This window comes from Acinetobacter sp. YH12097 (assembly GCF_013419225.1).
Lineage (GTDB): Bacteria > Pseudomonadota > Gammaproteobacteria > Pseudomonadales > Moraxellaceae > Acinetobacter > Acinetobacter amyesii.
This window is the reverse complement of sequence record NZ_VPAN01000006.1, coordinates 21,297-45,392: the sequence shown is the minus strand read 5'-3', so window position 1 is coordinate 45,392 and position 24,096 is coordinate 21,297. Positions and strand designations below refer to the sequence as shown.

Annotated in this window: 18 protein-coding genes, 2 pseudogenes and 1 riboswitch; of the genes and pseudogenes, 11 read left to right on the top strand and 9 right to left on the bottom strand. The window is 41.7% G+C overall.

Annotated elements, in window-relative coordinates; translation table 11 throughout:
- Positions 1-72: 72 nt before the first annotated feature.
- Positions 73-1,875 carry an acyl-CoA dehydrogenase C-terminal domain-containing protein gene (locus FTU37_RS04360; protein WP_180022419.1) on the bottom strand — a complete coding sequence of 601 codons (1,803 nt, stop codon included), beginning with the start codon at positions 1,873-1,875 and terminating at the stop codon, positions 73-75.
- 318 nt (positions 1,876-2,193) lie between these two features.
- Positions 2,194-2,823 (bottom strand): hypothetical protein, encoded by a 630-nt coding sequence (locus FTU37_RS04355; protein WP_168378758.1) that lies wholly within the window; start codon positions 2,821-2,823, stop codon positions 2,194-2,196.
- A gap of 135 nt (positions 2,824-2,958) precedes the next feature.
- On the opposite strand from FTU37_RS04355, the gene baeS reads away from it, so the two are divergent.
- The 5 genes and pseudogenes from baeS to FTU37_RS04330 all read left to right on the top strand — a co-directional run bounded on the left by baeS (position 2,959) and on the right by FTU37_RS04330 (position 10,038).
- Positions 2,959-4,635: a sensor histidine kinase efflux regulator BaeS gene (gene baeS / locus FTU37_RS04350; RefSeq protein ID WP_180123870.1), complete on the top strand. Its 1,677-nt coding sequence runs from the start codon at positions 2,959-2,961 to the stop codon at positions 4,633-4,635.
- A gap of 12 nt (positions 4,636-4,647) precedes the next feature.
- On the top strand, positions 4,648-5,334 hold the full coding sequence (locus tag FTU37_RS04345; RefSeq protein ID WP_111885370.1) for a response regulator: 687 nt from the start codon (positions 4,648-4,650) through the stop codon (positions 5,332-5,334).
- A gap of 243 nt (positions 5,335-5,577) precedes the next feature.
- The gene (locus tag FTU37_RS04340; RefSeq protein ID WP_180123869.1) at positions 5,578-7,275 is read left to right on the top strand and encodes a carboxypeptidase regulatory-like domain-containing protein; all 1,698 of its coding nucleotides are present in this window, start codon (positions 5,578-5,580) and stop codon (positions 7,273-7,275) included.
- Between the two features lie 648 nt (positions 7,276-7,923).
- Positions 7,924-8,908 (top strand): annotated as a pseudogene (locus FTU37_RS04335) (amino acid permease).
- Positions 8,909-9,183: 275 nt separating this feature from the next.
- A complete protein-coding gene (locus FTU37_RS04330; RefSeq protein ID WP_180123868.1) occupies positions 9,184-10,038 on the top strand; it encodes a hypothetical protein in 855 nt (284 codons plus the stop codon).
- A gap of 94 nt (positions 10,039-10,132) precedes the next feature.
- Here the strand turns inward: FTU37_RS04330 and FTU37_RS04325 are convergent, their stop codons facing one another.
- From FTU37_RS04325 to FTU37_RS04310, 4 genes are all read right to left on the bottom strand, one after another.
- A complete protein-coding gene (locus tag FTU37_RS04325; RefSeq protein ID WP_180123889.1) occupies positions 10,133-10,501 on the bottom strand; it encodes an MmcQ/YjbR family DNA-binding protein in 369 nt (122 codons plus the stop codon).
- 39 nt (positions 10,502-10,540) lie between these two features.
- Positions 10,541-11,146 carry a murein L,D-transpeptidase family protein gene (locus FTU37_RS04320; RefSeq protein ID WP_180123867.1) on the bottom strand — a complete coding sequence of 202 codons (606 nt, stop codon included), beginning with the start codon at positions 11,144-11,146 and terminating at the stop codon, positions 10,541-10,543.
- 112 nt (positions 11,147-11,258) lie between these two features.
- A complete protein-coding gene (locus FTU37_RS04315) occupies positions 11,259-12,704 on the bottom strand; it encodes a YdiU family protein (RefSeq protein WP_180123866.1) in 1,446 nt (481 codons plus the stop codon).
- Positions 12,705-12,826: 122 nt separating this feature from the next.
- Positions 12,827-13,987, bottom strand: coding sequence for an acyl-CoA desaturase (locus tag FTU37_RS04310; protein ID WP_180022412.1), 1,161 nt, complete (start codon positions 13,985-13,987; stop codon positions 12,827-12,829).
- A 190-nt stretch (positions 13,988-14,177) separates the two neighbouring features.
- Between FTU37_RS04310 and FTU37_RS16665 the strand changes: the two are divergent.
- A pseudogene (locus tag FTU37_RS16665) lies at positions 14,178-14,723 on the top strand (META domain-containing protein).
- A 66-nt stretch (positions 14,724-14,789) separates the two neighbouring features.
- Here the strand turns inward: FTU37_RS16665 and FTU37_RS04295 are convergent.
- From FTU37_RS04295 to FTU37_RS04285, 3 genes are all read right to left on the bottom strand, one after another.
- Positions 14,790-15,503 carry a glycerophosphodiester phosphodiesterase gene (locus tag FTU37_RS04295; RefSeq protein WP_180123863.1) on the bottom strand — a complete coding sequence of 238 codons (714 nt, stop codon included), beginning with the start codon at positions 15,501-15,503 and terminating at the stop codon, positions 14,790-14,792.
- A gap of 185 nt (positions 15,504-15,688) precedes the next feature.
- Positions 15,689-16,273 (bottom strand): cob(I)yrinic acid a,c-diamide adenosyltransferase, encoded by a 585-nt coding sequence (locus FTU37_RS04290; protein ID WP_111885379.1) that lies wholly within the window; start codon positions 16,271-16,273, stop codon positions 15,689-15,691.
- Between the two features lie 47 nt (positions 16,274-16,320).
- Positions 16,321-18,174, bottom strand: coding sequence for a TonB-dependent siderophore receptor (locus tag FTU37_RS04285; RefSeq protein ID WP_180123862.1), 1,854 nt, complete (start codon positions 18,172-18,174; stop codon positions 16,321-16,323).
- A gap of 236 nt (positions 18,175-18,410) precedes the next feature.
- A riboswitch (cobalamin riboswitch) is annotated at positions 18,411-18,567 on the top strand.
- 126 nt (positions 18,568-18,693) lie between these two features.
- Here FTU37_RS04285 and FTU37_RS04280 point away from each other — a divergent pair.
- From FTU37_RS04280 to FTU37_RS04260, 5 genes are all read left to right on the top strand, one after another.
- Positions 18,694-20,562, top strand: a complete 1,869-nt coding sequence (locus FTU37_RS04280; protein ID WP_180123861.1) for a TonB-dependent receptor domain-containing protein — start codon at positions 18,694-18,696, stop codon at positions 20,560-20,562.
- Positions 20,563-20,721: 159 nt separating this feature from the next.
- Positions 20,722-21,363, top strand: coding sequence for a phosphoribosylanthranilate isomerase (locus FTU37_RS04275; RefSeq protein WP_180063999.1), 642 nt, complete (start codon positions 20,722-20,724; stop codon positions 21,361-21,363).
- A complete protein-coding gene (trpB, locus tag FTU37_RS04270; protein WP_180123860.1) occupies positions 21,347-22,573 on the top strand; it encodes a tryptophan synthase subunit beta in 1,227 nt (408 codons plus the stop codon). The genes FTU37_RS04275 and trpB overlap by 17 nt, the downstream gene beginning before the upstream one ends.
- Before the next feature lie 246 nt (positions 22,574-22,819).
- Positions 22,820-23,545, top strand: a complete 726-nt coding sequence (locus tag FTU37_RS04265) for a CPBP family intramembrane glutamic endopeptidase (protein ID WP_180123859.1) — start codon at positions 22,820-22,822, stop codon at positions 23,543-23,545.
- 21 nt (positions 23,546-23,566) lie between these two features.
- The gene (locus tag FTU37_RS04260; protein WP_180009070.1) at positions 23,567-24,091 is read left to right on the top strand and encodes a DUF1543 domain-containing protein; all 525 of its coding nucleotides are present in this window, start codon (positions 23,567-23,569) and stop codon (positions 24,089-24,091) included.
- Positions 24,092-24,096 lie beyond the last annotated feature (5 nt).

Genomic DNA, 24,096 nt, shown 5'->3' with positions numbered 1-24,096 from the left:
ATGCTATGACCGTCCTTTCTCTATTTCTGCACTCAAGAGTACAATTTTTTGAATATGTTTTAGATATTCACATTAGAATGCAAAGTGTTCTGCATCCAATGCCATAAGAGGATCTAGGCCACCTGCGATCACTTCTACATGAGAGCGGACGCGCGGTAAGATTTTCTTGAAGTAGAAACGGGCAGTCGTTACTTTCGCATTGTAGAAATCAACATCTGTTGTTCCTGCAGCTAAAGTTTCTTGCGCAACTAGCGCCATGCGGGCCCATAGGTAAGCAAGCGTTACATAACCAGAGAAGTACAAGTAATCGACCGCAGCAGCACCCACTTCTTCTGGGTTTTGCATTGCTTTCATACCAATCTGCATAGTCAGGTCGCCCCATTCTTTGTTTAGCGCAGCAAGCGGCTCAACAAATTCTTTCATGGCAGCGTTGTCTTTGTTGGCTTCAACAAATTTATGGATGATCTTGGTGAAGTCTTTCAACATTGCACCTTGAGTACCCAATACTTTACGGCCTAACAAGTCAATCGCTTGAATTTCAGTCGTACCTTCGTATAAGCAAGAGATACGTGTATCACGTACGATTTGCTCCATACCGTGTTCTGAAATGAAACCATGACCGCCGAATACTTGAACACCGTGCTTCGCAGATTCAGAACCTGTTTCAGTTAAGAATGCTTTAGCAATTGGTGTTAATAGAGACAAGATGTTGTCAGAGAATTTACGTTCTTCTTCAGTTGCACCTTGTTCCACGATATCGGCATGGAAAGACAATAAGTAAACCAAAGCACGGCCAGCTTCAGCAAATGATTTTTGCGTCATCAGCATGTTGCGTACAGCAGGGTGAACGATAATTGGATCTGCTTCTTTTTCAGGAGCTTTAGGGCCTGAAAGTGAACGCATTGCCAAACGGTCTTTTGCATAAGCAAGCGCACCTTGGAAAGCACCTTCAGAAGCTGAAAGACCTTGTACAGCAGTACCGATACGTGCAGTGTTCATGAATGTGAACATGCAGTTTAGACCGCGGTTTTCAGGGCCAATCAAGAAACCTTTTGCGTTATCAAAGTTGATGACACAAGTCGCGTTACCATGGATACCCATTTTGTGTTCAATCGAACCACAACGTACAGCATTGCGCTCACCAATTGAGCCATCAGCATTTACATTGAATTTAGGTACGATGAATAATGAAATACCTTTCGTGCCTTTTGGTGCACCTGGTAGACGAGCAAGGACGATATGGATGATGTTTTCAGCCATGTCGTGTTCACCAGCAGAGATAAAGATTTTCTCGCCAGAGATTGCGTAGCTACCGTCTGCTTGTGGTTCAGCTTTAGAACGGATAATACCTAAGTCAGAACCTGCATGAGATTCTGTTAAGCACATCGTACCTGTCCATTCACCTGAAACAAGTTTAGGCAGGTAAGTGTCTTTTTGTTCTTGTGAACCGTGGTGTTCTAAAGTACGTACAGCACCATGAGATAGACCAGGATACATACCCCAAGCCCAGTTTGACGTACCCACCATTTCTGAAATGATGTTACCTAGTGAAACAGGTAGACCTTGACCGCCATACTGTTCTTCAGCAGACAAAGATGGGAAACCAAGTTCGATATATTTTTGATACGCTTCTTTAAAACCAGTTGGTGTTGTTACAACGCCATCATTCCAAGTACAACCTTCACGGTCGCCGACTTGGTTAAGAGGAGAAAGTTCATTTTCACAGAAGTCAGCAGCAGCTTCTAGATATTGGTCAACCAACTCACGGCTTACGGTGTCAGAAAATGCAGGCAGTTGTGCATAGTGATCTTCTGCTTTTAATAGTTCATGCAGAACAAATTGCATATCACGTAAGGGCGCTTTGTATTGTGGCATATCGTTTTCCTCAATACTGGTTTCTACCAGCGTTAGTAATCCTAAATAAACATTTGAACGTGTCTTCAATGACACGTATTGGAATGGTTCTAATCGTGCAACATCTTCTTATTGGGTACAAGCATTTCAGGGCGATTTGTTGGTGACTGTAAAGTCAAAGAAATATCCCTTGAAAATGCTAAGTGCATTGAGTGTAAACACTTTTGGCTGAAAATGAATGACACAAATAGTCAAAAAGCGTAAAAAGATATGTCCAATAAAAAAGGCACTCATGGGAGTGCCTTTTTTTACGCAATGATATTGCGATCTAAGTTTGGATTATTTTACTGGTGCTGGCGTTGGGGCAACAGGGGCTTTAGGTTGGAAGCGCACTTCACATTTACCATTGATTTGCTGTTCGCCAACTTTAATGGCAACCGCACTGCCATCAGTCTTGCCTTGGCATGCTTTCATAATCGCTTGTTGCTTCGCTTGGCGTTCTGCTAAACGCTGATCAAATTGTTTAGTCAGCTCTGCACGTTTTGCATCAGTCAGTGGCTCACCGCGTTGCATCTGACCACGCATGTCGCCATGCATTGGACGATGTTCACCGCGCATTGGTTTGTGTTCACCACGTGCTTTTTTCATGTCTTGACGGTCTGCGTTGAACACCATGGTACATGTACCATCAATGCTTTTATCGCCAGCTTTTACTTGAACTGTTGAACCTGTAGTCTTGCCATCACAGGCTTTTTGCATCTCTGCAAACACTTGACGTTGCTCTGCACGCATTTGTTTGAAATGTTCACGTTGCTCAGGTGACATACGACGATCTTGATCACTATGATGTTGTTTCATCATACGGCCATGATCGTTATCTTTTGGTGCGGTTGTTGATTGACAAGCCGTCAATGCACCCATGCTCAATACGCTTGCACCGATTAAAGCCATTTTGGTCATTTGTTTCATAGTCTATACCCCACCAGATTAGATATTTTTTTCGATGGTTAAAGATTAAATAATAAAGATGTAGAAACAATGGAGAGTTTTTTAGTTGCGTGTTCGCTACAATAATGAATATAGAAGAAAAATGAGAGTTCTCTTTTGAAAATACGTCGTATCCCGATTGCCCTACGCTTGTTTCTGACTGTGCTGTTGACGACGCTCGTCATCACAACGGTAAGTTTAGGCGTGTTGCATTGGAATATGCAGCGTAATTTCACTAAATATGTAGCCGATGTCGAGATGCAAAAGCTTGACCATGTCATTGAAAATTTAGCCGATGTGTATACGGTTTATCATGATTGGGGCAATGCGATTCAGGCGCAGATTTTGCAAATTGAAGGGCAGGCAGCACCCGATGACTATGATCGTCTCTCTCGGTGGTGGCTACGTCGTCAATATGACATTGCATTGCAGCAGCGCTATTTCCAAGATCATAGTTTGAATGCAACGTCGATGTTGGCGACACCGCAGCAAACGGCGGAACAAAAAACTGAAGAGCTGAAATGGCTGGAACAAAATTTACCGTCTGAGTTTCAACCCTTTGAAGGTTTAAAATTTCCTTTAAGCGCGAATCAAAATGTGTTCCGCCCCAAAGAAGCGAACGCGGATGAAAAAGATAAAGATACAGGTCAATCATCTCAAAACAATACCAACAATGGTGGTAAAAAACAGTTTATCCAAATGCCTGACCGCTTGGGCTTGAGTTCGCGTTTATCTTTATATGATGCACAGCGCCAATTTGTCGTGGGTGAACCGACAGATGAACAGATTTCTTATCGTCCGATTATGGTGAATAATCAAATCGTGGGGTATCTAGGACTCAAACCTGTACTCGAGCAAGATGATGCGATCAGTATTAACTTTTTTAGTAAGCAAAAACGTTATTTATTATTGGTTTATGTGCTTAGTTTTATTGCGAGTTTAATTGCTGCACTGTTATTGGCGACCTACTTTAAAAAACCGATTCAGCGTTTGTTAATGGGGACACGTGAGTTAACCAAGGGCAATTATCAACATCAAGTCGCGGTGAACCGTAATGATGAACTCGGCGATTTATCAAATGAATTGAACCAGTTGGCCGTGATTCTCGATCAGCATGAAACGTCACGTCGTCAATGGGTTGCCGATACTTCACATGAATTAAAAACGCCATTGGCGGTGTTGCAGGCTCAAATTGAGGCGATGCAGGACGGTATTCGTAAGCCAACGCCAGAGCATTTTGCTTCGATGCTTAATCAAGTGAGTAGTTTGAAAAAATTGACCAAAGATTTGGCGGATTTGGCGCAAGCCGATGCACAACAACTGAATTGTTATTTGACCACGCTCAATCCGTGGGATGTAGTGATGCAAGAAGTTGAAAGCTTTAAGCCGAAGTTTGAGCAAGCAGATTTGAAAATTACCGCAACGGGCGAAGGGACTTCATTACAATTAGATATAGACCGTTTTAAACAGATTATGGTCAACTTATTGGGCAACAGTATTCGTTATACGGAAGCTGGTGGTGAAGTGCATGTACATACTGAGCAGGATGAAACCCAGTGGACCGTGTATGTCGATGACAGCCCATTTGGTTTAACTGATGAACAGTTGGCACGTTTAGGTGAGCGTTTCTATCGCGTGGATGATTCGCGCACGCGTGCAACCGGTGGTACAGGATTAGGATTGGCGTTATCCGTAAAAATAGCTAGAGCATTGGGCGGAGAATTGAGTTTTGATCATTCTCCATTGGGCGGTTTGCGTTGCAAATTGACATTTCCCAAACAGATGAAACATTAAAAGGAAGCATGCATGAAACATATCATGTTGGTTGAAGATGAAGTGGAACTTGCACAGCTAGTGCGTGATTATCTAGAGGCTGCAGGCTTTGAAGTCAGCATGTTTCATGATGGGCAAGAAGCCTATGAAAGCTTCACTCAACGTAAACCGAGTCTGATGATTTTAGACCTGATGGTGCCCCGTATGGATGGCTTAACCATTTGCCGCAAGGTGCGTGAGCAGTCTGATTTGCCAATTATTATGGTGACTGCACGTACTGAAGAAATTGACCGTGTATTGGGGCTTAATATGGGTGCTGACGATTATGTCTGCAAACCGTTTAGTCCGAAAGAGTTGGTGGCACGTGTGCAAGCGGTATTACGCCGTTTAGAACGAAAAGCAGAACCCGAAGTCAATGATTTATTCCGTATGGACAAAGCACAGCAGCGCATTTGGTATCAACAAAAAGCGCTGAGCTTAACGCCAACGGAGTTCCGTTTACTAGAGTTGTTCTTGGAGCATGTGGGGCAGGTATATTCACGTGCGCAATTGCTAGATCATATCAACCCAGACAGTTTTGAGGTGGCTGACCGTGTCATTGACAGTCACATTAAAAACCTGCGCCGTAAAATTTCGGATGCTGCTGAAACTGGCAACCGCCATGAGTGGATTCAAGCTGTGTATGGCGTTGGCTACCGTTTTGAATATCCAGAAGATTAAAACATAGATTGTAAATTCTAAAAGACAGGCTTCGGCCTGTTTTTTTTGCTACGTGTATAGCTAGTTGCATTAATTTTAAATACAAGAAGAACCGAAAGCCATAAAGGCATAAAATGTGAAATTTGCGCATTTAATGAAAATTGGTTATTATTTTGCTGGAATTTTAACCAGTATGTTTGGGCTGGCAGAGTTCAATGTAGACATAACAATTTTTAAAAATGGAACAGCCAGAGGGCAGAACAGATGAAAAATAGCGCTTTTGTAAAAATAATAATGGTCACGGGTGTCTTGGGTTTAACGGCATGTGGTGGTAGTGATCGTGATGAGACAGGGAGTGTACCGCCAGAGCCAGTTGCCGAGGCTATGGTTCAAAAAAGTGTAGAAGAGCTGACGCTATTGGATGTAAATAATCTTGCATTAAATGCTGCGTCGATTCAGATTTTAAGTGACGAAGAGTGGAAGAAATTACAAGCAAGTAGTTTGAAAACAGCAACAAATGCAAGTACAGCAGATGATTCTGAACAGCTATTTCCACCGATCAACAGTTTACCGACAGCGACTCATTTTAAAGGTCAAAGTTACCTTGCTAATGCTCAAGGCATCGTTAAACTGCCTAAATTGGCTGCAGGCACATATTATGTTTTGGTCACTAAAAATGGACAGTCTGCAGTTTCGGCATTCTTGATCCATCCTAAAAATACCAATAAGAGCATTGTGTTGAATGTTGTCCTCAACTGCTTAGACCAAGACTGTCAGACCTTAAGTGATGCACCTGTCAATGATGCAGTAGTCGGTACGTTGTCTGGTCAGGTCATTTATAAAGGAAAGCCTTTAGCGAATGCGCAAGTCGCATTATCTGGCGGTGCTGCGACCAATGGTGCATTTGTCAGTGCAATTACCGATGCTAATGGTTATTTCACGCTTTCATTTAACGTGTCTAATACGCTGCTTGAAGCATTGAAAAATGCCACGCTCACTATTAGCAGTGCAGGAACTAATACCATTACGAAAAAAGTTACGGTCATTGCTTCTTCTGCATCGGGCTATCAATTTGAAGTGCTGCCCGAAACAACATCTACAGATGCGGTATGGCGTGAAACTTTTGAAGCGGACTCTACTACTCGCAGTGCATGGACAAGGTCACAGCCTAGTGTGGCTAATGTCGATTGGCAGCTGCTCAACAAAGGTCACAATATTCGTAATAACCAAGTGAATCAGCGTGTGCGCTTAGCGCCGAATGACCAAAGTCAAGGCAAGGTACCTGAGCCACTGCAAGGCAATACGGCATATTGGTATGGTGACAAAGTAAATGGCAACTTTATTGGTGCTTTAAGTGATTCATCTACGGCTCCAGAGTTTGATGGCGGCACCTCGCAGCATGACAATACGGGAGAATTGATTTCACCTGTGATTAATCTAAGCCAGTATCAGGCGCCTTTGAGTTTAAGCTTTAAAACATGGTGGGAAATTGAGTCAGTCAATCCAAATAATCAGGGATTTGATTTGATGAATATTTTAGTTTCTACAGACGGCGGTAACAGCTTTAAGACTTTGGCTCGATTAAACCCGCTGGCAGATCCATCCTCTGCATATGAGCGCGCGCCGATTCCATACAGTAATTTAGGCTTTAACCTCGCACCGGCTGCGGTTCAGCAAGAAGCAATTTCATTAGATGAATATGCAGGCAAGGCCAATGTTCAGTTGAAATTCCAATTCAGAACGGTCGATGAACTTTATAACGGTTTCCGCGGCTGGATGATTGATGATGTGGTGATTCAGAAAAAGGCCGGAACTTTCCCATTATTTGATGGTGCGAGTTTTGATGAAAATTCAGATAGTTTCTCTCAGGACTATAGTGGCGTCGCTGCAAAACAAGCGGGCGTTTTGTTGAAAAGCACGAAGAGTTATGCACGGTGGGCTGACGAGCCACAGCGTAAATAAGCACTTATAGATGTTAATTATCTAAGTTACTGATGTTACGCACGTAAAAGTACTTATGCACTTTTAAAATGATTTTTAAGTCTATTCGACGGAGTCTTACATCTAAGGATTGAATAAAGGGATTAGCCTTCGGCTGGAGGTACTTTTGTTTCGGCAAAAGTACCCAAAACCATTGTCATCCGCAAAACTCGTTCACTACCGTCAAATTATTCAAAGCATCGCAAAAACATTTTTGATTAGAAGTAGTCCTGTCTCAAACACTTGTGGATGACGTTACCGCGTATCGCTGTTTTATTTGAATCAAATTGCACTTCTGGTGTTACTGCGTAACATCAGTAAGTTACATATAAGTGATCAATCACTGCGGATTCGCTTTTAAAACAGCGCTCAATTGGGCGCTGTTTTTATGATGTAGGGCATATTGCTGTGTGATGAAGCCTCAAAAATATTCAATAAAAGTATAAATTTGAAAAAAATAGGCAAAAGATTGTCTTGACCTAAGTTATTTAAACCAATCAATAAAACTTTACATTTGATGCTCATCTGATCTGTAAAAATACCTTTAAGTTAAAATTGTTGGATATCAAGATGTAGTTCTTAGCGGATGCACAGGCTACAATCCACTTTTTTATAAGATGAGAACATGTTGTGAGCAGCGAAATGCCTCAACTACAGCGCCGATTAAAGAACCGCCATATTCAGCTGATTGCTATGGGCGGGGCGATTGGTACAGGGCTATTTTTAGGTTCTGCGCATATTATTGAGTCTGCAGGGCCTTCGATCATTTTGGGTTATTTGATTGGCGGGTTAATTGCCTTTCTCATTTAGCAATTTATGGGTACATGGCGGCTTTTTCCCGCATGGTTTTGAAGGCTTATTCTATATGCTGGCCTTTATGATGTTTGCTTTTGGCGGCATTGAACTGATCAGCATGGCGGCAGCTGAAACTGAAAATCCAGATCAAAACATTCCCAAAGCAGTGAATCAGACTGTAATCCGCGTGTTTTTATTTTATATCTGTTCCTTGGCAGTACTGCTGTCGCTGGTGCCGTGGAATCAGTTGAAACTTGGCGGTTTGGATCATAGTCCTTTTGTGATGATTTTTAATCAGATGGGGATTGATTGGGCGGCGCATTTGCTGAATTTTATTATTTTGACGGCATCCGTTTCGGTCTGCAATAGCGGCATGTATGCCAATAGCCGTATGCTGTTGGGCTTGGCAGAGCAGGGCAATGCGCCCAAAGCATTTAAACAGGTGAATAAACACGGTACGCCGATTGCTGCGGTTTTATTTTCTGCTTTGCTGATTTTTGGCTGTGTGCTGCTGAACTATTTCTTGCCTGAAAAAGCATTGAGTTATTTGATTTATATCGTGGTGAGTGCTGCGGTGCTGAATTGGATGTTAATCAGCTTGATTCATTTGAAGTTTAGAAAAGCGATGCAGCAGCAGGGCATACAAACTAAGTTTCCTGCTTTATTTGCGCCGTTCACTAATTACGTTGTATTAGCATTCATGCTGATGATTTTGTACATCATGTGGAATCAGGGTTTTATGTTGTCGGTGCTGATGCAGCCCGTATGGATTTTATTGCTGTTTGTACTGTTTAAGGTGATGCAAGCAAAGAAAGTTTAATAAGATGGAGGCTTAGGGAAGAGCCTTTTGATATGCAGGCGTTCTTGTTTCGCGCTGTTAAAGAATGTCTTTGCTAAATTATTTTGAAAATAAACATATTTATGGAGTGTTAGTATCGATAGCAGCCGTTCCAGTATGCTTTAAATTCATACGGTTTAGGTTAAAGTGTTGATATTAATTAAAAACATTAAAAATTTGGTAAGAAGTATATTTTTTGAATTTTTTTGGGCTGAATAATTAATTTTTTATTTTTAAAAATAAATCGGTAAATAATTATGAATATTAAAATTTTAGATTCTCAGCATTTTGATTCACAAATGAATATGCATTTACAGCAATATTTAATTGAGCATCATTTACCAAAGATAGGTTTTTATCATGTCGTTGCGAAAAGAGATGATACGATCATTGCACTGGGAATGCTTTATTCTAATCATGTCCATCCTAATCGAGATTATATTTTATTTCATGAGGTACAAAATGATTTAGAGGCTAATCTATTGATAAAATTTATCAATGATTTAGAGAAAAAATCTAAAACGAGAGGATTACAACTCATACTCAATTCTAGGAATAATTCTTTACGTGAACTGTTTGAGTCGCATCGTTTTTATATTGCTAGAACGACTTACTTGATTGAATTAACCGAAATAACTGAAATCTATACAGATATAAAAAGAATAAAAACTAAAAAATTAAATCAGATGTCGAAAGAAGAATGGCAAGAATTAAAGAAATTGTTCCATAAAAACTACAGGCGATTTCATGAAGGTGTTAATGCTTTAGCTCAGGAATTTTCACCTGACTTATTGTTCGAATATTTAAAAAATATAAATGTAATGGAGTCAACAATTCTTTTAAACCAACATTCTCAAGTTTGTGCTTACTTTTTTATTGGTGGTTCAGACGAAAATTCAATTGAAGTTGCATATATGGGAGGGATGGATGAGGATCATATGGATGACTATCTGTTTTTCTTTCAAAATGAATTGAGCACATTACTAAAAAAATATAAAACTGTTTATTTTGAAGCTGATGATTCGGATGATTATTTTTCTGCATTAATGCAAAAATTAAACTGTGATTTATCGGACTCTTACTACACATTGATTAAAGACTTAGATGAGTAGAGGCTCATTAGTCTAATTTTTTCGACTAATGACTTAAACCCTTATTTACTTAATGGCTGCTATTTGGAATTTAATTTATCCTTTATAAGAGTATTTAAACACTCCTCAGCAATTCAATCCTCTGCCGTTGTCCCTTATTTAGCTTCGACACCACCAATTCATAAGAATTCAGTACCAAATCTTGCAGCAGTTCTTCTTCCAATGCGTCATCTGTAAAAACAGAAATCCAATGCTGTTTATTCATATGCCAGCCCGCACGAATAAAAGGATAAATATCCTTCAGCATCGTGCCATTATCAGGCAGCACTTTTAGATTGATAGCTGCTTTGCCTTCTAAATGAAAACTCAGCATAAAAACCTTATCCATCACCTTAAACACATCACAGCCTTCACCAAAAGGCTGGCTGCATGTAGTTTCAGGCAGGGCTAAGGCCGTCTTAGCAGCTACAGCGTGTAATGCAATCATAGGGGATAACCTAAAAATAAGCTTGAACGTTAAAGCCTAAGGATGAATATGAATAACGGTATCATTATTTACCAATTGCCAAATTTCATCCATATCAATATTGCGCACTGCAATACAGCCCCAAGTCCAATCTTTTTGTGGGAAATAAGTCATCAGTTGTGGTGCAGCTTTCATTTGTAAACTGGTCGCAGAACCATGAATCATAATATCTCCGCCTGCAGAAACCCCTAAATCTTTAGCTTTCTGTTTATCGGTCGCATTGGGGTAAGAGATATGCAAAGACTTATAAAATGAACTTTGCGGATTGCGCCAATCAATCATATAGCTGCCTTCAGGCGTTTTGCCATCACCTTCTTGAACTTTATGTCCTAGCGGTTGAAAACCCAGACGCATCGGGTAACGCCGAATGACTTGATCCTGATGTTTTAATTCCAAATAACGCTGAGCTTTATGTACCTGAATATTGTCGATCGGCGTTTCTTTGCGAATTTTTTGAATTTGCAAATCACTTAATTCAGGTGGAAAGACCAGTGCATTGGCAGGTGTAGGTAGATATTTTTCAAATTTTTGATAGGCAAAGTAGGCTACCGCAATACAGAAGAGGATAGCGAAACTAAAGATCGTGATATTTTTTCTTGTCATTATTTTTTAGAGGATGAAGTGCTTTCGCAGTCCATCGATTTCTGAATTGTGGATAATGTTTAAATTATCCACAATTTTGCTTCGATTGATGCATTAATTTGTGGATAAATGTTTAAGACGAGCAGCTGACCATCACTTCAGGCACATCACTTGGCAAGGGGCCTAAATCTTCTGTTGTTTCCAGTTCAGGCTGTTTACTAAAGGGCTGACTGAGCAATGTAAACAAACGCTGTACTTCTGAAAAATCATTACGTTCAGCAAGTTCAATCGCCTTTTGTGCCATATGGTTGCGCAAGATATATTGCGGATTGGCCTGTGCCATTTCAGCATCTAAAGCATCGGTGTCCTGATGCGCACGGATGCTTTCATATTGTGCCAAGAAACCTTCAAAGCCGCGGCGGTCAAGGCAATCATCTTTAATGGCTTCATATTCATGATTTTGCAGACGGATAAAGCTTTGCGTGTAATCCAGTTGTTCACTTTGCAGAATGCGTAAAAAGGCCATGGCGCAGTCGAAGCTGTCTTTATGAAAACTCGGCAGCCCCATTTTTTGGCTTAAGCCCAATTTATAATGTTCCAAGAAGGTCAGTTCAAAATGCTCTAAGCATTTGGCTAGATCTTCTTTCCATTGCTCTTTGTCATAATCTGCAGGGCAGAGCGGCACTAAGTTATTCAGCCATTGCCATAGATTCCAATGTCCGATACTTGGCTGCTGCTGATAGGTATAGCGGCCTTGGTAATCCGAATGGTTGTTAATCCAATTTGGACGGAAACGTTCCATAAAGCCATAAGGGCCGAAGTCCAAAGTTGAACCTGTAATATTCAGGTTGTCGGTATTCATCACGCCATGCGCAAAACCAATCAGCTGCCATTTGGCAATCATCACTGCGGTACGCTGAATGACTTGAGTGGCAAAAGCTAAAATCGGTTGTTCGGCATTCAAGCATTCAGGGTAATGCCACTCAATACATTTTTGCGTGAATTCAGGTAGTAAATCACCCTGATATTGATTGATCCATTCAAAATGTCCCAATCGGATATGACAGTCAGATGTACGCAGCATCATCGCGCCGAGCTCGAGTTTTTCACGCTGTACGCCTTGCTCAGAACTGGTAAAACCCACTGCATTACTGGATGCAACGCCTACGCTGTTGAGCGCATGTCCTGCCAAATATTCACGAATAGTCGAGCGCAATACTGCACGACCATCGCCCATGCGTGAGTAAGGGGTCGAGCCGGCGCCTTTAAGGTGCAGGTCAATGGTTTGCCCATGTTTATCGATGATTTGCCCAATCAATAAGCCGCGTCCATCTCCCAATTGGCCTGCCCATTGTCCAAACTGGTGACCTGCGTAGACCATGGCCAAAGGTTCAAATTCTGCAAAGGTTTTTTGACCGCTGCAGATTTCAACCCAAGCCTGTTTATCTGTCTCAGACCATTGCAGCTCATCCGCAAGAGCGGCATTAAAATGCCCAGCTTTTGCACCTTTTAGAGGAACTGGCTGCTGATGGTGATACAGGCGAGGTGGCAGGGTGTTATAGCGGGCATTGAACAGCATAATGATCTTTAAAAATTCAAATTATGTTGAAACTATAGCAAAGACCAGATAGAAAAACTGTAGCTTAAAATCAATAAAGCCTCCATATGTGGAGGCTTTATAATTTGAAAGGCTTAAAAGAATTAAGCGGTTTTCTTTTTCAAGTTACGCATCAATTGATTCAGTGTTTCACGGTGCTGTGACAAACGCTGTTCAACTTGTAGGAATTCAAGTTTGAGTTTGTCATCCATTTGATGAATTTTTTCAGCAACTGCAGTTTTCTTCGCTTGAATTTCCTGCTCTTTTAATTTTGCCCAGTCATTCAAAGTTTGCGAAAACGCATCATATTCTTGAGAAATACGTTGTTTGGCTGTCGTAATATCATCGGTCATGTTGAGACCATAGATGGCAAGGTCTTGTTCCGCATACTTGAACTTCATAGCCAACTCAGCTTTTTTAATATTAAAGCTAGGGATACGGCGTAAATTTTTAGCAAGACCTAATTTAGAGCAGCTCCAAATCAACCATTTTGTTGGATCGTATTGCCACCATTTCACACCATTACGGTAGTCGTATTGGAAAATGTGGTGATAGTTATGATAACCCTCACCCCAAGTAGCAATAGCTAGCCAGAAGTTATCACGAGCGGTATTTTCGTCAGTATACGGACGTTTACCCCACATGTGACACAGTGAGTTAATAAAGAACGTCACATGATGGCTCAAGATTAGACGCATTAAACCGCCCAATAATAGAACGCCCCACATGTCGCCAACAGCCCAACCAATTGGCACTAAAATCGCCGCATGAACAGCAATTACCAGTGGAATGTAGTATTTATCTTGGAACAAAACGACTTTATCTTTTAACAGATCAGGTGCGTTTTTGTAGTTCGGTTCTGCTGCTGGATAATCACGAAGCATCCACCCGATATGGGCATACCAGAAACCACGATTAATCGAGTATGGATCTTGGTCAATATCGTCTACATGACGGTGATGTGTACGGTGACCTGAAGCCCAGAACAAAATACTGTTCTGAACAGCAAAAGTACCCATGAGCATTAAAATGATTTTTAAAGGCAAGGTTGCTTCATAAGCACGGTGTGCCCATAAGCGGTGATAACCTGCGGTAATACCTAAACTGCTGACACCCAGTAAAACAAACATACTGATCCAAGCAGCGGCACTAAAATCATGATTAATGGCATATAACGGAATTGCAATAACTGCGACAATAGGTAAAAACACCAATGCAAAAATAGCAATCCAGTTCATTGGGGCTTTGGGTAGGGGAGCATTCATCTCCAACAGCACTCCTGAAACCTTGGGAGGTATAGATAGGACTAATCCCATTAATTTTTTAAGGGATTTTAAACGTACAGAATAGTAGCACGGGAAAACCCGTTTTCACCACTGTTATTGTACAGTTGTATTGTTCTAAACAGTAACATAATACGACTGAAGTTATTTGACTTTTTGTGGGGTAAAAAAGATGCTAAAAAAACAGCAAAATCGTCAAAATAATCCGCAGCTTTTGGTCAAACACTGTATCTGGGGCGGCTTTCTGATCAGTTGTCTGGGACTCATGGCCTGTCAAAGTTCTCCGACGCAGAAGGTGACTACAAAGTCACAAGGGAAATCACAGGAAAAGTCACATGGCAACAGCGTTGAGCAGCCATTAAAAGTCATTCGCGTAAATGATGGGATACAAGATATTCCATGGACGATTGTGCAAATTGCAGGGCAAAAAGCCAAGTTCTTTCATCATCAACCTTATTTGCAGTTCAGTTCACAATTTCGCCAAATTCAAGGCAATACGGGATGTAATAACATCAGTGGCACTTATGTGATCGATACCTTAAAACACAGCATTGATTTGAATGCGTGAGCAGGCTATTTCAGTTGTGATTCGGCTTTGGCTCAAGAGGCTGAACTTTCAGATGGATTGCAAGCCGCAACACAGTTTCAAATTCAAGCGAAACAGATGACAATGCAAAACAGTCGGGGTCAAACCGTGTTGGTTTTAGAACGAAAATAGGCCAGTTGAAAAAGCCACGTGTTGATCGAAGACTGAATTACATAAAACTAGGGGAATAAAGCAGCATTAAAAATGCTGCATCATCATTTTAGGATAGTCGGTAATTAAGCCGTTAATGCCCCAATCTTTAAGCTGTTTAGCACGATCAACATCGTTGACAGTCCACACGCTCACATTTAATTTTGCCTGCTGTGTGGCCTGAATAATGTCTGAATTGGCGAGTTGGTTCATCCAACCAATTTGGATACAATCCAATTCGAGTGCTTGTTCAATCGCTTTAAATTTTACGTCCGTTTCAACCAAAAGCCCGCGTTTGAAGCCAGATTTTTTTTGTTGCAAAGCAAGATGAATTTTAGGATCAAAACTGGTGATCACAGCGGAATGTTCAAAGCCTTGAAGCTGTTGTTCCAAGGTTTCAGTCAACGCTTCAGCTTCAGCTTGTGTCTTCACCGCTTTCACTTCAACTTCAATATGATCGAAGTTATGAATAATTTTAAGTGTTTGTTCGAGCAGTGGCGTCGGTTCAACTTTATTCCATTCTGACCAAGTAACGGCATGGTTATAGGGTTCTAACTCTTGTGAACTACATTCATATAGATGTTTATCTTGACCTGCCGTTCGCATAAATTGGTCATCATGCATAATCACTAGGGCACGATCTTTCAGTTGCCGAACGTCAAATTCGACAGCACGAATCCCTAAATCTTGAATATATTGAAAACCGCCAAGGGTGTTTTCAGGTGCTTCGCCACGAGCGCCACGGTGACCGATTATGCGCATAAAGGGCCTGCAAAATTGAAAGATAAAAACATAGTGTCCTGTAAGAATGACAGGGAGATGACACTGTTATTTTGATCCGATCATCCTGAAATACAAGAATGATCGGACGAAATGTTTCGATTTATTTCAATGTAAAATAGACTTTTAATTGGTCAAAGGATTTGAGCAATTTTTGAATCCAAAACTTATTGATCAATCGTGTCGTTAATATTTTTCTGCCACAGCACCTCAGAACCACCTTCAGCGCGTTGTAATGTACGCGATGCGACAAATAACCAGTCAGAGAGTCGGTTAAGTAGCTGCAATGACGGTGCTTGAATGTTCTGGTCACGGTTATGTACAGCCATTAAACGACGTTCTGCACGGCGGCAAACTGCACGCGCTTGATGGGCAAAGCTGCACACCAATGTTCCTGATGGCAGGATAAAGTCTTTGAGCATTGGCAGCGCTTCATTCATACGGTCAATGTCATTTTCCAAAAACTCAATTGACACAGGTTGTACCAAGTTGAAGTTTGGAATGCAGACTTCACCGCCAAGGTCGAATAACCAATGCTGAATCAGGCTGAGCGATTTATCCCAAGCCGCTTTGTCTTCAATACTGCTAAGTGCGATGTGCGAACGCAGAATACCAATGCTTGAATTGAGTTCATCGACATCTCCTAAGGCTTCAATGCGTAAATCATCCTTTGCTACACGTGATCCGTCACCAAGACCTGTTGTGCCTGAATCGCCTGTGCGGGTATAAATTTTACTTAAACGGTGGCCCATTTTAATTGTCCATTTTTTGATTAAAAGTTGAATAAATCAGTGTGAAATTAATATCTAACTGTGATGCCAAAGGAAGCCAAACGGCCGCCATTTAAATAGAATTTGCCGTCGAAATTGCCAGCAGAAGCCGTTTTATATTGAACATCGCCGACATTTTGAATATTGGCAAAGAAGCGCAGTTGCTCGTTGGGTTGGTAATAACTATTGAAATCAATCTGAGCATGTCCAGGGATCACATCCTCATCATAATTACTGCTGTCTGAATGGCTGTTCGCACTCAGTGTTGTTGACAGCCCATAATGTTCATCAGCCCAACCAGCTGACAATGCCAGTTTTTGACGTGGGCGGCGGCTCAAATCCAAACCTGTTTTATCATTTTTTGCTTGATTGTAGCTATAACTGGCCTTTGTAAAAAATGCCTCATTGCTCCAATTCACATAGACTTCTGAACCTTGAATGGTCACTGCATCAATATTGGCAAACTTCCAGTTATTGTTGGGATCAGAATCAATAAGGTTATCAATTTCAGTTCTGTAGATAGACAAACCAGTTTTTAGTTGTGGTGTCATTTGTAGGTCTAGCCCAATTTCATAGGATTGACTTTCTTCGGGTTTTAAGTCAGGGTTTGCATAGTCGCCATAATATAAGTCGTTCATGGTTGGCGCTTTAAATGCTGTACCAATATTGGCATAGCTACTAAACAACGGCGTGAAAAAATAACGCGCAGCAACTTGTCCGACCGTGTGTTGACCATATTTTTCATGGTCTTCACGACGAATACCCGCTTGAGTTTTTAATTTATCAGTTTGATATTGGTGCTGTAGATAATAACCCGTACTGTTTAAGTCTTGATGAAAAGACTCTGCAGTTTTTAGCGTTGATGTTTCTAGCTGCCGATGGGTGATGCCTGCAATGATGTTCTGAGACGGCGTCATTTGCTGTTTTGCGGTCAGTTCATATTCAGTGGATTCATAATGGGTCTGTTCAAAGATTTTGAGCTGTTCCAACTCATCTTTAAAATAAGACACGCGAGCATTCAGGGTCAGCTGATCTGTGGGGTTGAAGTGTGACTTCAGGGTTGCAATTTGATTTTTAAAATCTTGCGACTTTTGCTCATATTGCAGTGAATTCCAGCTGTATTGCTCATATTGAGCATTACCTTGGTTTTCAGAATAATCCAATGAAGTGCCAAAGCGTGTTTCTTCATAGCCAAATTTGGTAGACATGCCTTTTTGATTAAAGCTAGAAGCTCTGGCATTTTCATGTTCATGAATCAATGTGCCGTCGGTTTCTAAACGCTGTCCACGAATTTGCGCATAAAAACCTTGCTTGGCTAGGTCTACCCCGACAGTACTTTTATAGGTTTGATTTTCACCTATTTCAGCGCTGATAAAAGCTGCATTTTTTTCAGGGGTTTTGCTAATGATTTGTACCACACCACCAATGGCATTGGTGCCATAAAGGACAGATGCTGGGCCTTTTAAAACCTCAATCTGCTTAATGTCTGTGGTATCTATAAAATTATTTGGCGCTAAACCGCTGGCATCATTATTTAAACGGACACCGTCACGCAATACCAAAGTGTGGTCTGACTCTGTGCCACGTAAAAAAAATGAAGCTTGTTGTCCATAGCCACCCAGCTGCATCATATTGATAGAAGCATCACTCATTAATAAATGTGGAAATGATGCAATTGGTGATTGATCTATGAGCGACTCATCAATAATGGAAATACGTGCTGGCACATTTTCTAATTTTTCTTGTGAGCGTGTTGCAGTCACCACAATGGTATCCATTGTTGGTTGAGCAATGCGCGATTCATTTGCAAAACAAGATGTAGAAAAAGCCCAAGCGGCAGCAATGCCAGCTGCAAGCGCAGTCGGCTGAAAAGGAAAAGGCATACAAAGCTCCATGCATTTACCCCACGTAAATGATTGAGTGATAGAACACGGTCGGCAGGTATCGGACTGGCAAGGTTTCGCTTGCGCACCGTTGCGGGGGCAGTGTTGTAGAAACTTCCCATGCCAACTGTTGTGAATGGTTTAAGTATAGAGAACTCCGATTTATCGAACAATCGAATCCGTCGGGCATTTTAAGATAGCTGCATATACAGCTTGACTTGCTGTGGGGCAGAAACTAATCTGCCCATGCTTCAGGTGCTTCCTTAATTGAGAAGTGAAACTGGGAAGTCAGTCCAGCAGTATAGATCTGTTGTTATCTGACACTGCCCCCGCAACGGTGAATCGTTATTCATAACGTAAGTCCGGAGACCGGCCTGATGCAGACCTATTCATAATGCGGCGGGCGTTATAGCGGGATTGCATGCTTCTGTCTGAAAAATGGCAAGCCATCGCTTACCCAAAACCGCGACGCGTTAACCACTTTTATTTCGCACGGGCGGTGCGATCGGGGAATACAGCATGCATTCTTTCTCTAAGACTCTACTCGGGTCGCTTTTTGTTTTATCTCCACTTTCTGCTGCGATGGCAGCAGACCAAGTTCATCAGCTTCCAGTCATTACCAACACGGTTGCCAATATTGTAGAGCAAGACTCACAAAAAACTTTGGCGGCAGTCACTGTAATTGACCGTGAAGAAATTGAGCGCAAGCAATTTAATTCATTACAAGACTTATTACGTACTGTGCCGGGCGTAACGTATAGCAATACTGGCGGTTTAGGTAAAGTTACGAGTGTTTCAATTCGCGGTACAGGCAATCGCCATGCATTAGTCTTGGTGGATGGTCAAAAGGTAGGTTCAGCAACGCTTGGTGAAACGGCTTTTGAACACCTCCCAATTGATCAGATTGAGCGTGTCGAAGTTCTGCGTGGTCCGCGTTCAAGCTTATATGGTTCAGAAGCGATTGGCGGTGTAATTCAAATCTTTACACGTAAAGGCACGCAAAATGGAATAAAACCATTTGCATCATTAACCTACGGTTCGCATGAAACGTATCAAGGGAATGCTGGTTTAAATATTCGCCAAAATGATACTTGGGCAACACTGAATGTTGCAGGAACAAAAACTCAAGGCATTGATGCGACAAATATTGCTGAGCCTTATGACCTTGATAAAGATGCCTATGAAAACAAGTCAGCATCTTTACGTATGGGGCATAAATTCAATGATCAATTTGATGTTGATGCAAGTGTTTTAGTTGTTGATGGTGAAAATGAATATGATAATAGGGATGACTGGGGTTCTCCTTATATTGATGCAAAAAATGTGCATAGTAAAATCGAGCAAAATGTTTACAGCATTGGTGCTACCTACAAGCCATTTGATGTGTGGACTACAGGATTAAAGTTAGGTCGCTCTGAAGACAAGTTAGATAGCCGAGATGGCTATCCATCAGTGATCAACACTCAGCGGGACAGCTTATCTTGGCTGAATACATTGAACTTTAATCAGCAAAATACATTGATGCTTGGCTTTGATTATCAGAATGATGAAGTCTCAGGTACTAAAGCGTATGCAGTTAAAGAGCGTGATAACAAAGCTTATTTTGCGCAATATCTAGGTTCATTTGGTAACTTCGATGTGCAAGGTGCAGTCCGTCAGGAAGATAACGAGCAGTTTGGTAATCATACGACTGGAAGCGCAACTTTAGGATATCGCTTCAATGATGCAGTGCAAACTTATGTCAGCTATGGCACTGCATTCAAAGCCCCGACATTCAATGATTTGTATTGGCCAGGAAGTGAAAGCCCGACATTGGTTCCAGAGGAATCTGAAAACTATGAAGTTGGTTTCAAGGGCGTGGTCAGCAATGTTCAATGGGAGCTAAACGCTTTCCATAATGAAATTGAAAACATGATCGCATGGGCACCAAATGCATCGGGGAACTATGTTCCAAGCAATATAGATAAAGCCAAAATTAAAGGCGCTGAACTATCACTTACTCAGCAGTTGAATAATTTTCTTTGGAATATCAATTATACCTATCAAGAGCCTGAAAATGAGACAGCAGGGTCCCATGGCAAGCAGTTGGTCTTAAAGCCAAAGCAAATCTTTAATGCATCAGCTGATTATACGATGGATAAATGGACTGTCGGCGCTTCAGTTCATGCCGAAGATAAGCGTTATACCAATGCTGCAAATACTGATGAGTTGGGTTCTTTTGCCACAGTAGATACGCGAGTAACTTATCAAGCAACGCCTGAATTCAGTGTTCAAGCCAAGCTTGCCAATATGTTTGATAAAGAATATTCGACCAACTACAGCAATAGCACTTTATTTAATCAAGACGGCCGCACAGCTTGGATAACCTTACGTTATGCGATGAAATAATTCATTAAAATTTCAAAAGGCCCTGATCATTCAGGGCTTTTTATTTTTGCGCAGTAATCATGCTGAAAATCCACGCAATGCATGAAAATTGCATTACAATGATTCGCCTTTATATTCATAGATAGGCTATGAATAGGGCGGAGTCAGAGCCAAAACAACATGCGAACCCGTGCCAAAATCTGCGGAATTACACGTACTCAAGATATTCAGTCTGTCGTCCAAGCTGGTGCAGATGCGATAGGATTTGTATTCTTTGCGCCCAGCCCGCGCAGTGTAACGGCAGTGCAGGCCGCTAAACTGATTCAGCATGTGCCGCCGTACGTGCAGACCGTGGGTTTATTTGTGAATGCGTCGGCTGTGGACATACAGGCTATTTTAAAAATTTCACCTGTAGACATACTGCAGTTTCATGGCGATGAAAGCCCTGAACAGTGCCAAACGATTGCGAAGTCCGTTGGACGCCGTTGGTATAAAGCCATTCAAATGAAACCTGAATTGGATGTGATTGCCGAAATCCAAGCTTTTCAGCAGGCAGGGGCAAGCGCCGTACTGTTAGATGCATGGCATCCTGAGCTGAAAGGCGGTACAGGGCATAGCTTTGACTGGGCACAGTTCCCAAAACTCGATATTCCTTTAATTTTGGCGGGCGGTTTAAAGCCTGACAATATTGAAGAAGCGATTCAAACCACTGGCGCTTACGCCGTAGATGTGAGCGGTGGTGTAGAATCGGCAAAAGGTATTAAAGACCAACAACTCATAGAACGCTTTATGCAAGGAGTCCATCGTGGATCAGCAAAATAAGATTGACTATACCCAATTCCCTGACGCACAAGGGCATTTTGGTATTCATGGCGGGCGTTTTGTGTCAGAAACTCTTATGGCAGCACTTGAGGACTTAGAAAAACTCTATTTCCGTATGAAAGATGATGCACAGTTTTTGGCAGAATTCGACCGTGACTTGGCGTATTACGTCGGTCGTCCAAGTCCTTTGTATTATGCTGAGCGATGGTCGAAAGAGTTGGGTGGTGCGCAAATTTACTTAAAACGTGAAGACCTGAACCATACAGGCTCACATAAAGTGAATAACACGATTGGTCAGGCTTTGCTGGCTAAACTTTCAGGTAAAAAACGTATTATTGCCGAAACAGGTGCAGGTCAGCACGGTGTAGCAACGGCAACGATTGCAGCACGTTTAGGCCTTGAATGCGTGGTGTTCATGGGTGCAGAAGACGTAAAACGTCAAGCGATGAACGTGTACCGTATGCGTTTACTCGGTGCGACTGTTGTGCCTGTAGAAAGCGGTTCAAAAACATTGAAAGATGCTATGAACGAAGCGATGCGTGACTGGGTCACAAACGTAGATTCTACTTATTACGTGATTGGTACAGTTGCAGGCCCGCATCCATATCCGCAATTGGTTCGTGATTTCCAATCAATCATTGGTCGTGAGGCGCGTAAACAAATTCAGGAACAAGCAGGCCGTTTACCGGATGCGCTTGTTGCATGTGTGGGCGGCGGTTCAAATGCAATGGGCTTGTTCTACCCATTCTTAAATGATGAAGATGTGAAAATGTACGGTGTCGAAGCTGCAGGCTACGGCATTGAAACAGGCAAACACTCTGCACCACTCAATGCAGGGCATGTCGGTGTACTTCACGGTAACCGTACTTACCTGATGTCAGATGATCAAGGTCAGATCATTGAAACACATTCAATTTCAGCAGGTTTGGATTACCCTGGTGTAGGACCAGAACACAGTTTCTTGAAAGATATGAACCGTGTTGAATATGTGCCGATCAATGATACTGAAGCGTTGCAAGGCTTCCGTGATTTAACGCATATTGAAGGTATTATCCCTGCGTTAGAAAGCTCACATGCCATGGCTTATGTGACGAAACTTGCGCCGACGATGGACAAAGACCAAATCATTATTGCAACAGTGTCAGGCCGTGGCGATAAAGACTTAATGACTGTTGCCCGCATTGATGGCGTGGAAATGGTTGAGATGTAAAATCTCCCCCAACCCCTCTTTAATAAAGAGGGGAAAAGCCCTCCTTTGTTAAAGGTGAGGATTTCAGAATGTATTCTGAATCCGCAAGGGGAGGATTAAAAAAAATCGCGCAGAAGTCATTCCGCGCGATTTTTTCTTGCTGAAAATTTTATTGAGGCAAATCACTATAAAATAAATGCAGAATAAAAGTGTGAAATAAATCACAATACTGTGGAAATTTTATTGCTTTAGAAAGACTTTATAACAATGACATTTACCCAATTGGTTCGTGCAGAATCCTTTCCAACCCATATTTCTTGGCAATGGCGTGATACTTTTGCGCTGTGTATTCTTCCGCTGATCTTGCTCAACAGTTATGTCTTAGACCAATTTTTTGGTGTTTCAGCTCAGGTTGCTTTGGGTGATTCGATCTTTCGCGGTATTTTATTTATTGCCGTGTGTTGGCTCTATAAAACGATGCTATATACGCACTGGCAAAAGTATAAGCAGGCCTTTTGGCGCTCAAGTCTGTTGGTGGTTGTTGGTGCAGTCGCTTTACAAGTAGTTATTTCTTTTACACGCAGTCTGTTGCCCGTTGGTGAGAACATTGAAAAAGAATCGACCATTGATCCCAATACGATTGCGTTTTTTAGCTTGCTGATCATCAGCCTTGGGTCATTATTTACCGCATTGCTCGAAGATATTATTTTCCGCTATACCTTGCTACAAAAGCTATTTATACAGCCGTGGCTGTGGCGATTGATATTGGTATTACTGAACTCAATTTTATTTGGCTTGATTCATTATCATAATTTCGATGGCGATTTGATTGCGACCATCAGTTTTATGGTTGCAGGTCTATTTCTCAACCTCATCTATTTGTGGACGAGAAATATTTGGCATGTCTTACTCATTCATTTCGTCAACAATGCAGTACTCTCTTTAGGCGGCGTGATTTTGTTGAAATTACTTCAGCCCTATGTGGGCAGTTGAAGTCAAAAATAGGGGGAGATTGTGTCCAGTTTATTTATGGTGATGCTCGGCGGACGCCATCCAAGAGCAAATATCGAAGTGCATGATGTCATTCTTGCAGTGGGTAACGCATTAGAAGAGGTTTATCCACAACTGAGAACGGCATGGTTTGGTGAGCAAAAAGGCTTACATATTGATGCTTGGGCACAGGTACATACAGTCAGCACTGAAAATCGGCATTATCGTATCCAATTTTGTGATGCCGCGCCCCGAGCTGAAGATGAAAAATTATGGCTGATTAATCTCGGGGGATATGATGCCCGCGAATTTGGTGAATTACATCGTTATGTTTTGGTGACAGGACAAAACGCTAGTGTCGCGAAACAACGGGGCAAGGCTTTTTTTGAGGCAAATTGGCAAAAACAACATACCGATCGAACTCTAGATGTTGATGATTGTATTGCGATTGATCATGTCTATGGGCGCTATATCGAATTGGTTGAAACGCCGCATAGCCAGCAAAATTCATGGAAAAATGATTACATCTTAATAAATGAACATTTGTGATGATT

Coding starts and splice junctions, on each gene's coding strand:
- FTU37_RS04360 (WP_180022419.1), bottom strand. CDS start 1,875: ATGCCACAATACAAAGCGCCCTTACGTGATATGCAATTTGTTCTGCAT.
- FTU37_RS04355 (WP_168378758.1), bottom strand. CDS start 2,823: ATGAAACAAATGACCAAAATGGCTTTAATCGGTGCAAGCGTATTGAGC.
- FTU37_RS04345 (WP_111885370.1), top strand. CDS start 4,648: ATGAAACATATCATGTTGGTTGAAGATGAAGTGGAACTTGCACAGCTA.
- FTU37_RS04340 (WP_180123869.1), top strand. CDS start 5,578: ATGAAAAATAGCGCTTTTGTAAAAATAATAATGGTCACGGGTGTCTTG.
- FTU37_RS04330 (WP_180123868.1), top strand. CDS start 9,184: ATGAATATTAAAATTTTAGATTCTCAGCATTTTGATTCACAAATGAAT.
- FTU37_RS04320 (WP_180123867.1), bottom strand. CDS start 11,146: ATGACAAGAAAAAATATCACGATCTTTAGTTTCGCTATCCTCTTCTGT.
- FTU37_RS04315 (WP_180123866.1), bottom strand. CDS start 12,704: ATGCTGTTCAATGCCCGCTATAACACCCTGCCACCTCGCCTGTATCAC.
- FTU37_RS04310 (WP_180022412.1), bottom strand. CDS start 13,987: ATGAATGCTCCCCTACCCAAAGCCCCAATGAACTGGATTGCTATTTTT.
- FTU37_RS04295 (WP_180123863.1), bottom strand. CDS start 15,503: ATGCGCATAATCGGTCACCGTGGCGCTCGTGGCGAAGCACCTGAAAAC.
- FTU37_RS04290 (WP_111885379.1), bottom strand. CDS start 16,273: ATGGGCCACCGTTTAAGTAAAATTTATACCCGCACAGGCGATTCAGGC.
- FTU37_RS04285 (WP_180123862.1), bottom strand. CDS start 18,174: ATGCCTTTTCCTTTTCAGCCGACTGCGCTTGCAGCTGGCATTGCTGCC.
- FTU37_RS04280 (WP_180123861.1), top strand. CDS start 18,694: ATGCATTCTTTCTCTAAGACTCTACTCGGGTCGCTTTTTGTTTTATCT.
- FTU37_RS04275 (WP_180063999.1), top strand. CDS start 20,722: ATGCGAACCCGTGCCAAAATCTGCGGAATTACACGTACTCAAGATATT.
- FTU37_RS04265 (WP_180123859.1), top strand. CDS start 22,820: ATGACATTTACCCAATTGGTTCGTGCAGAATCCTTTCCAACCCATATT.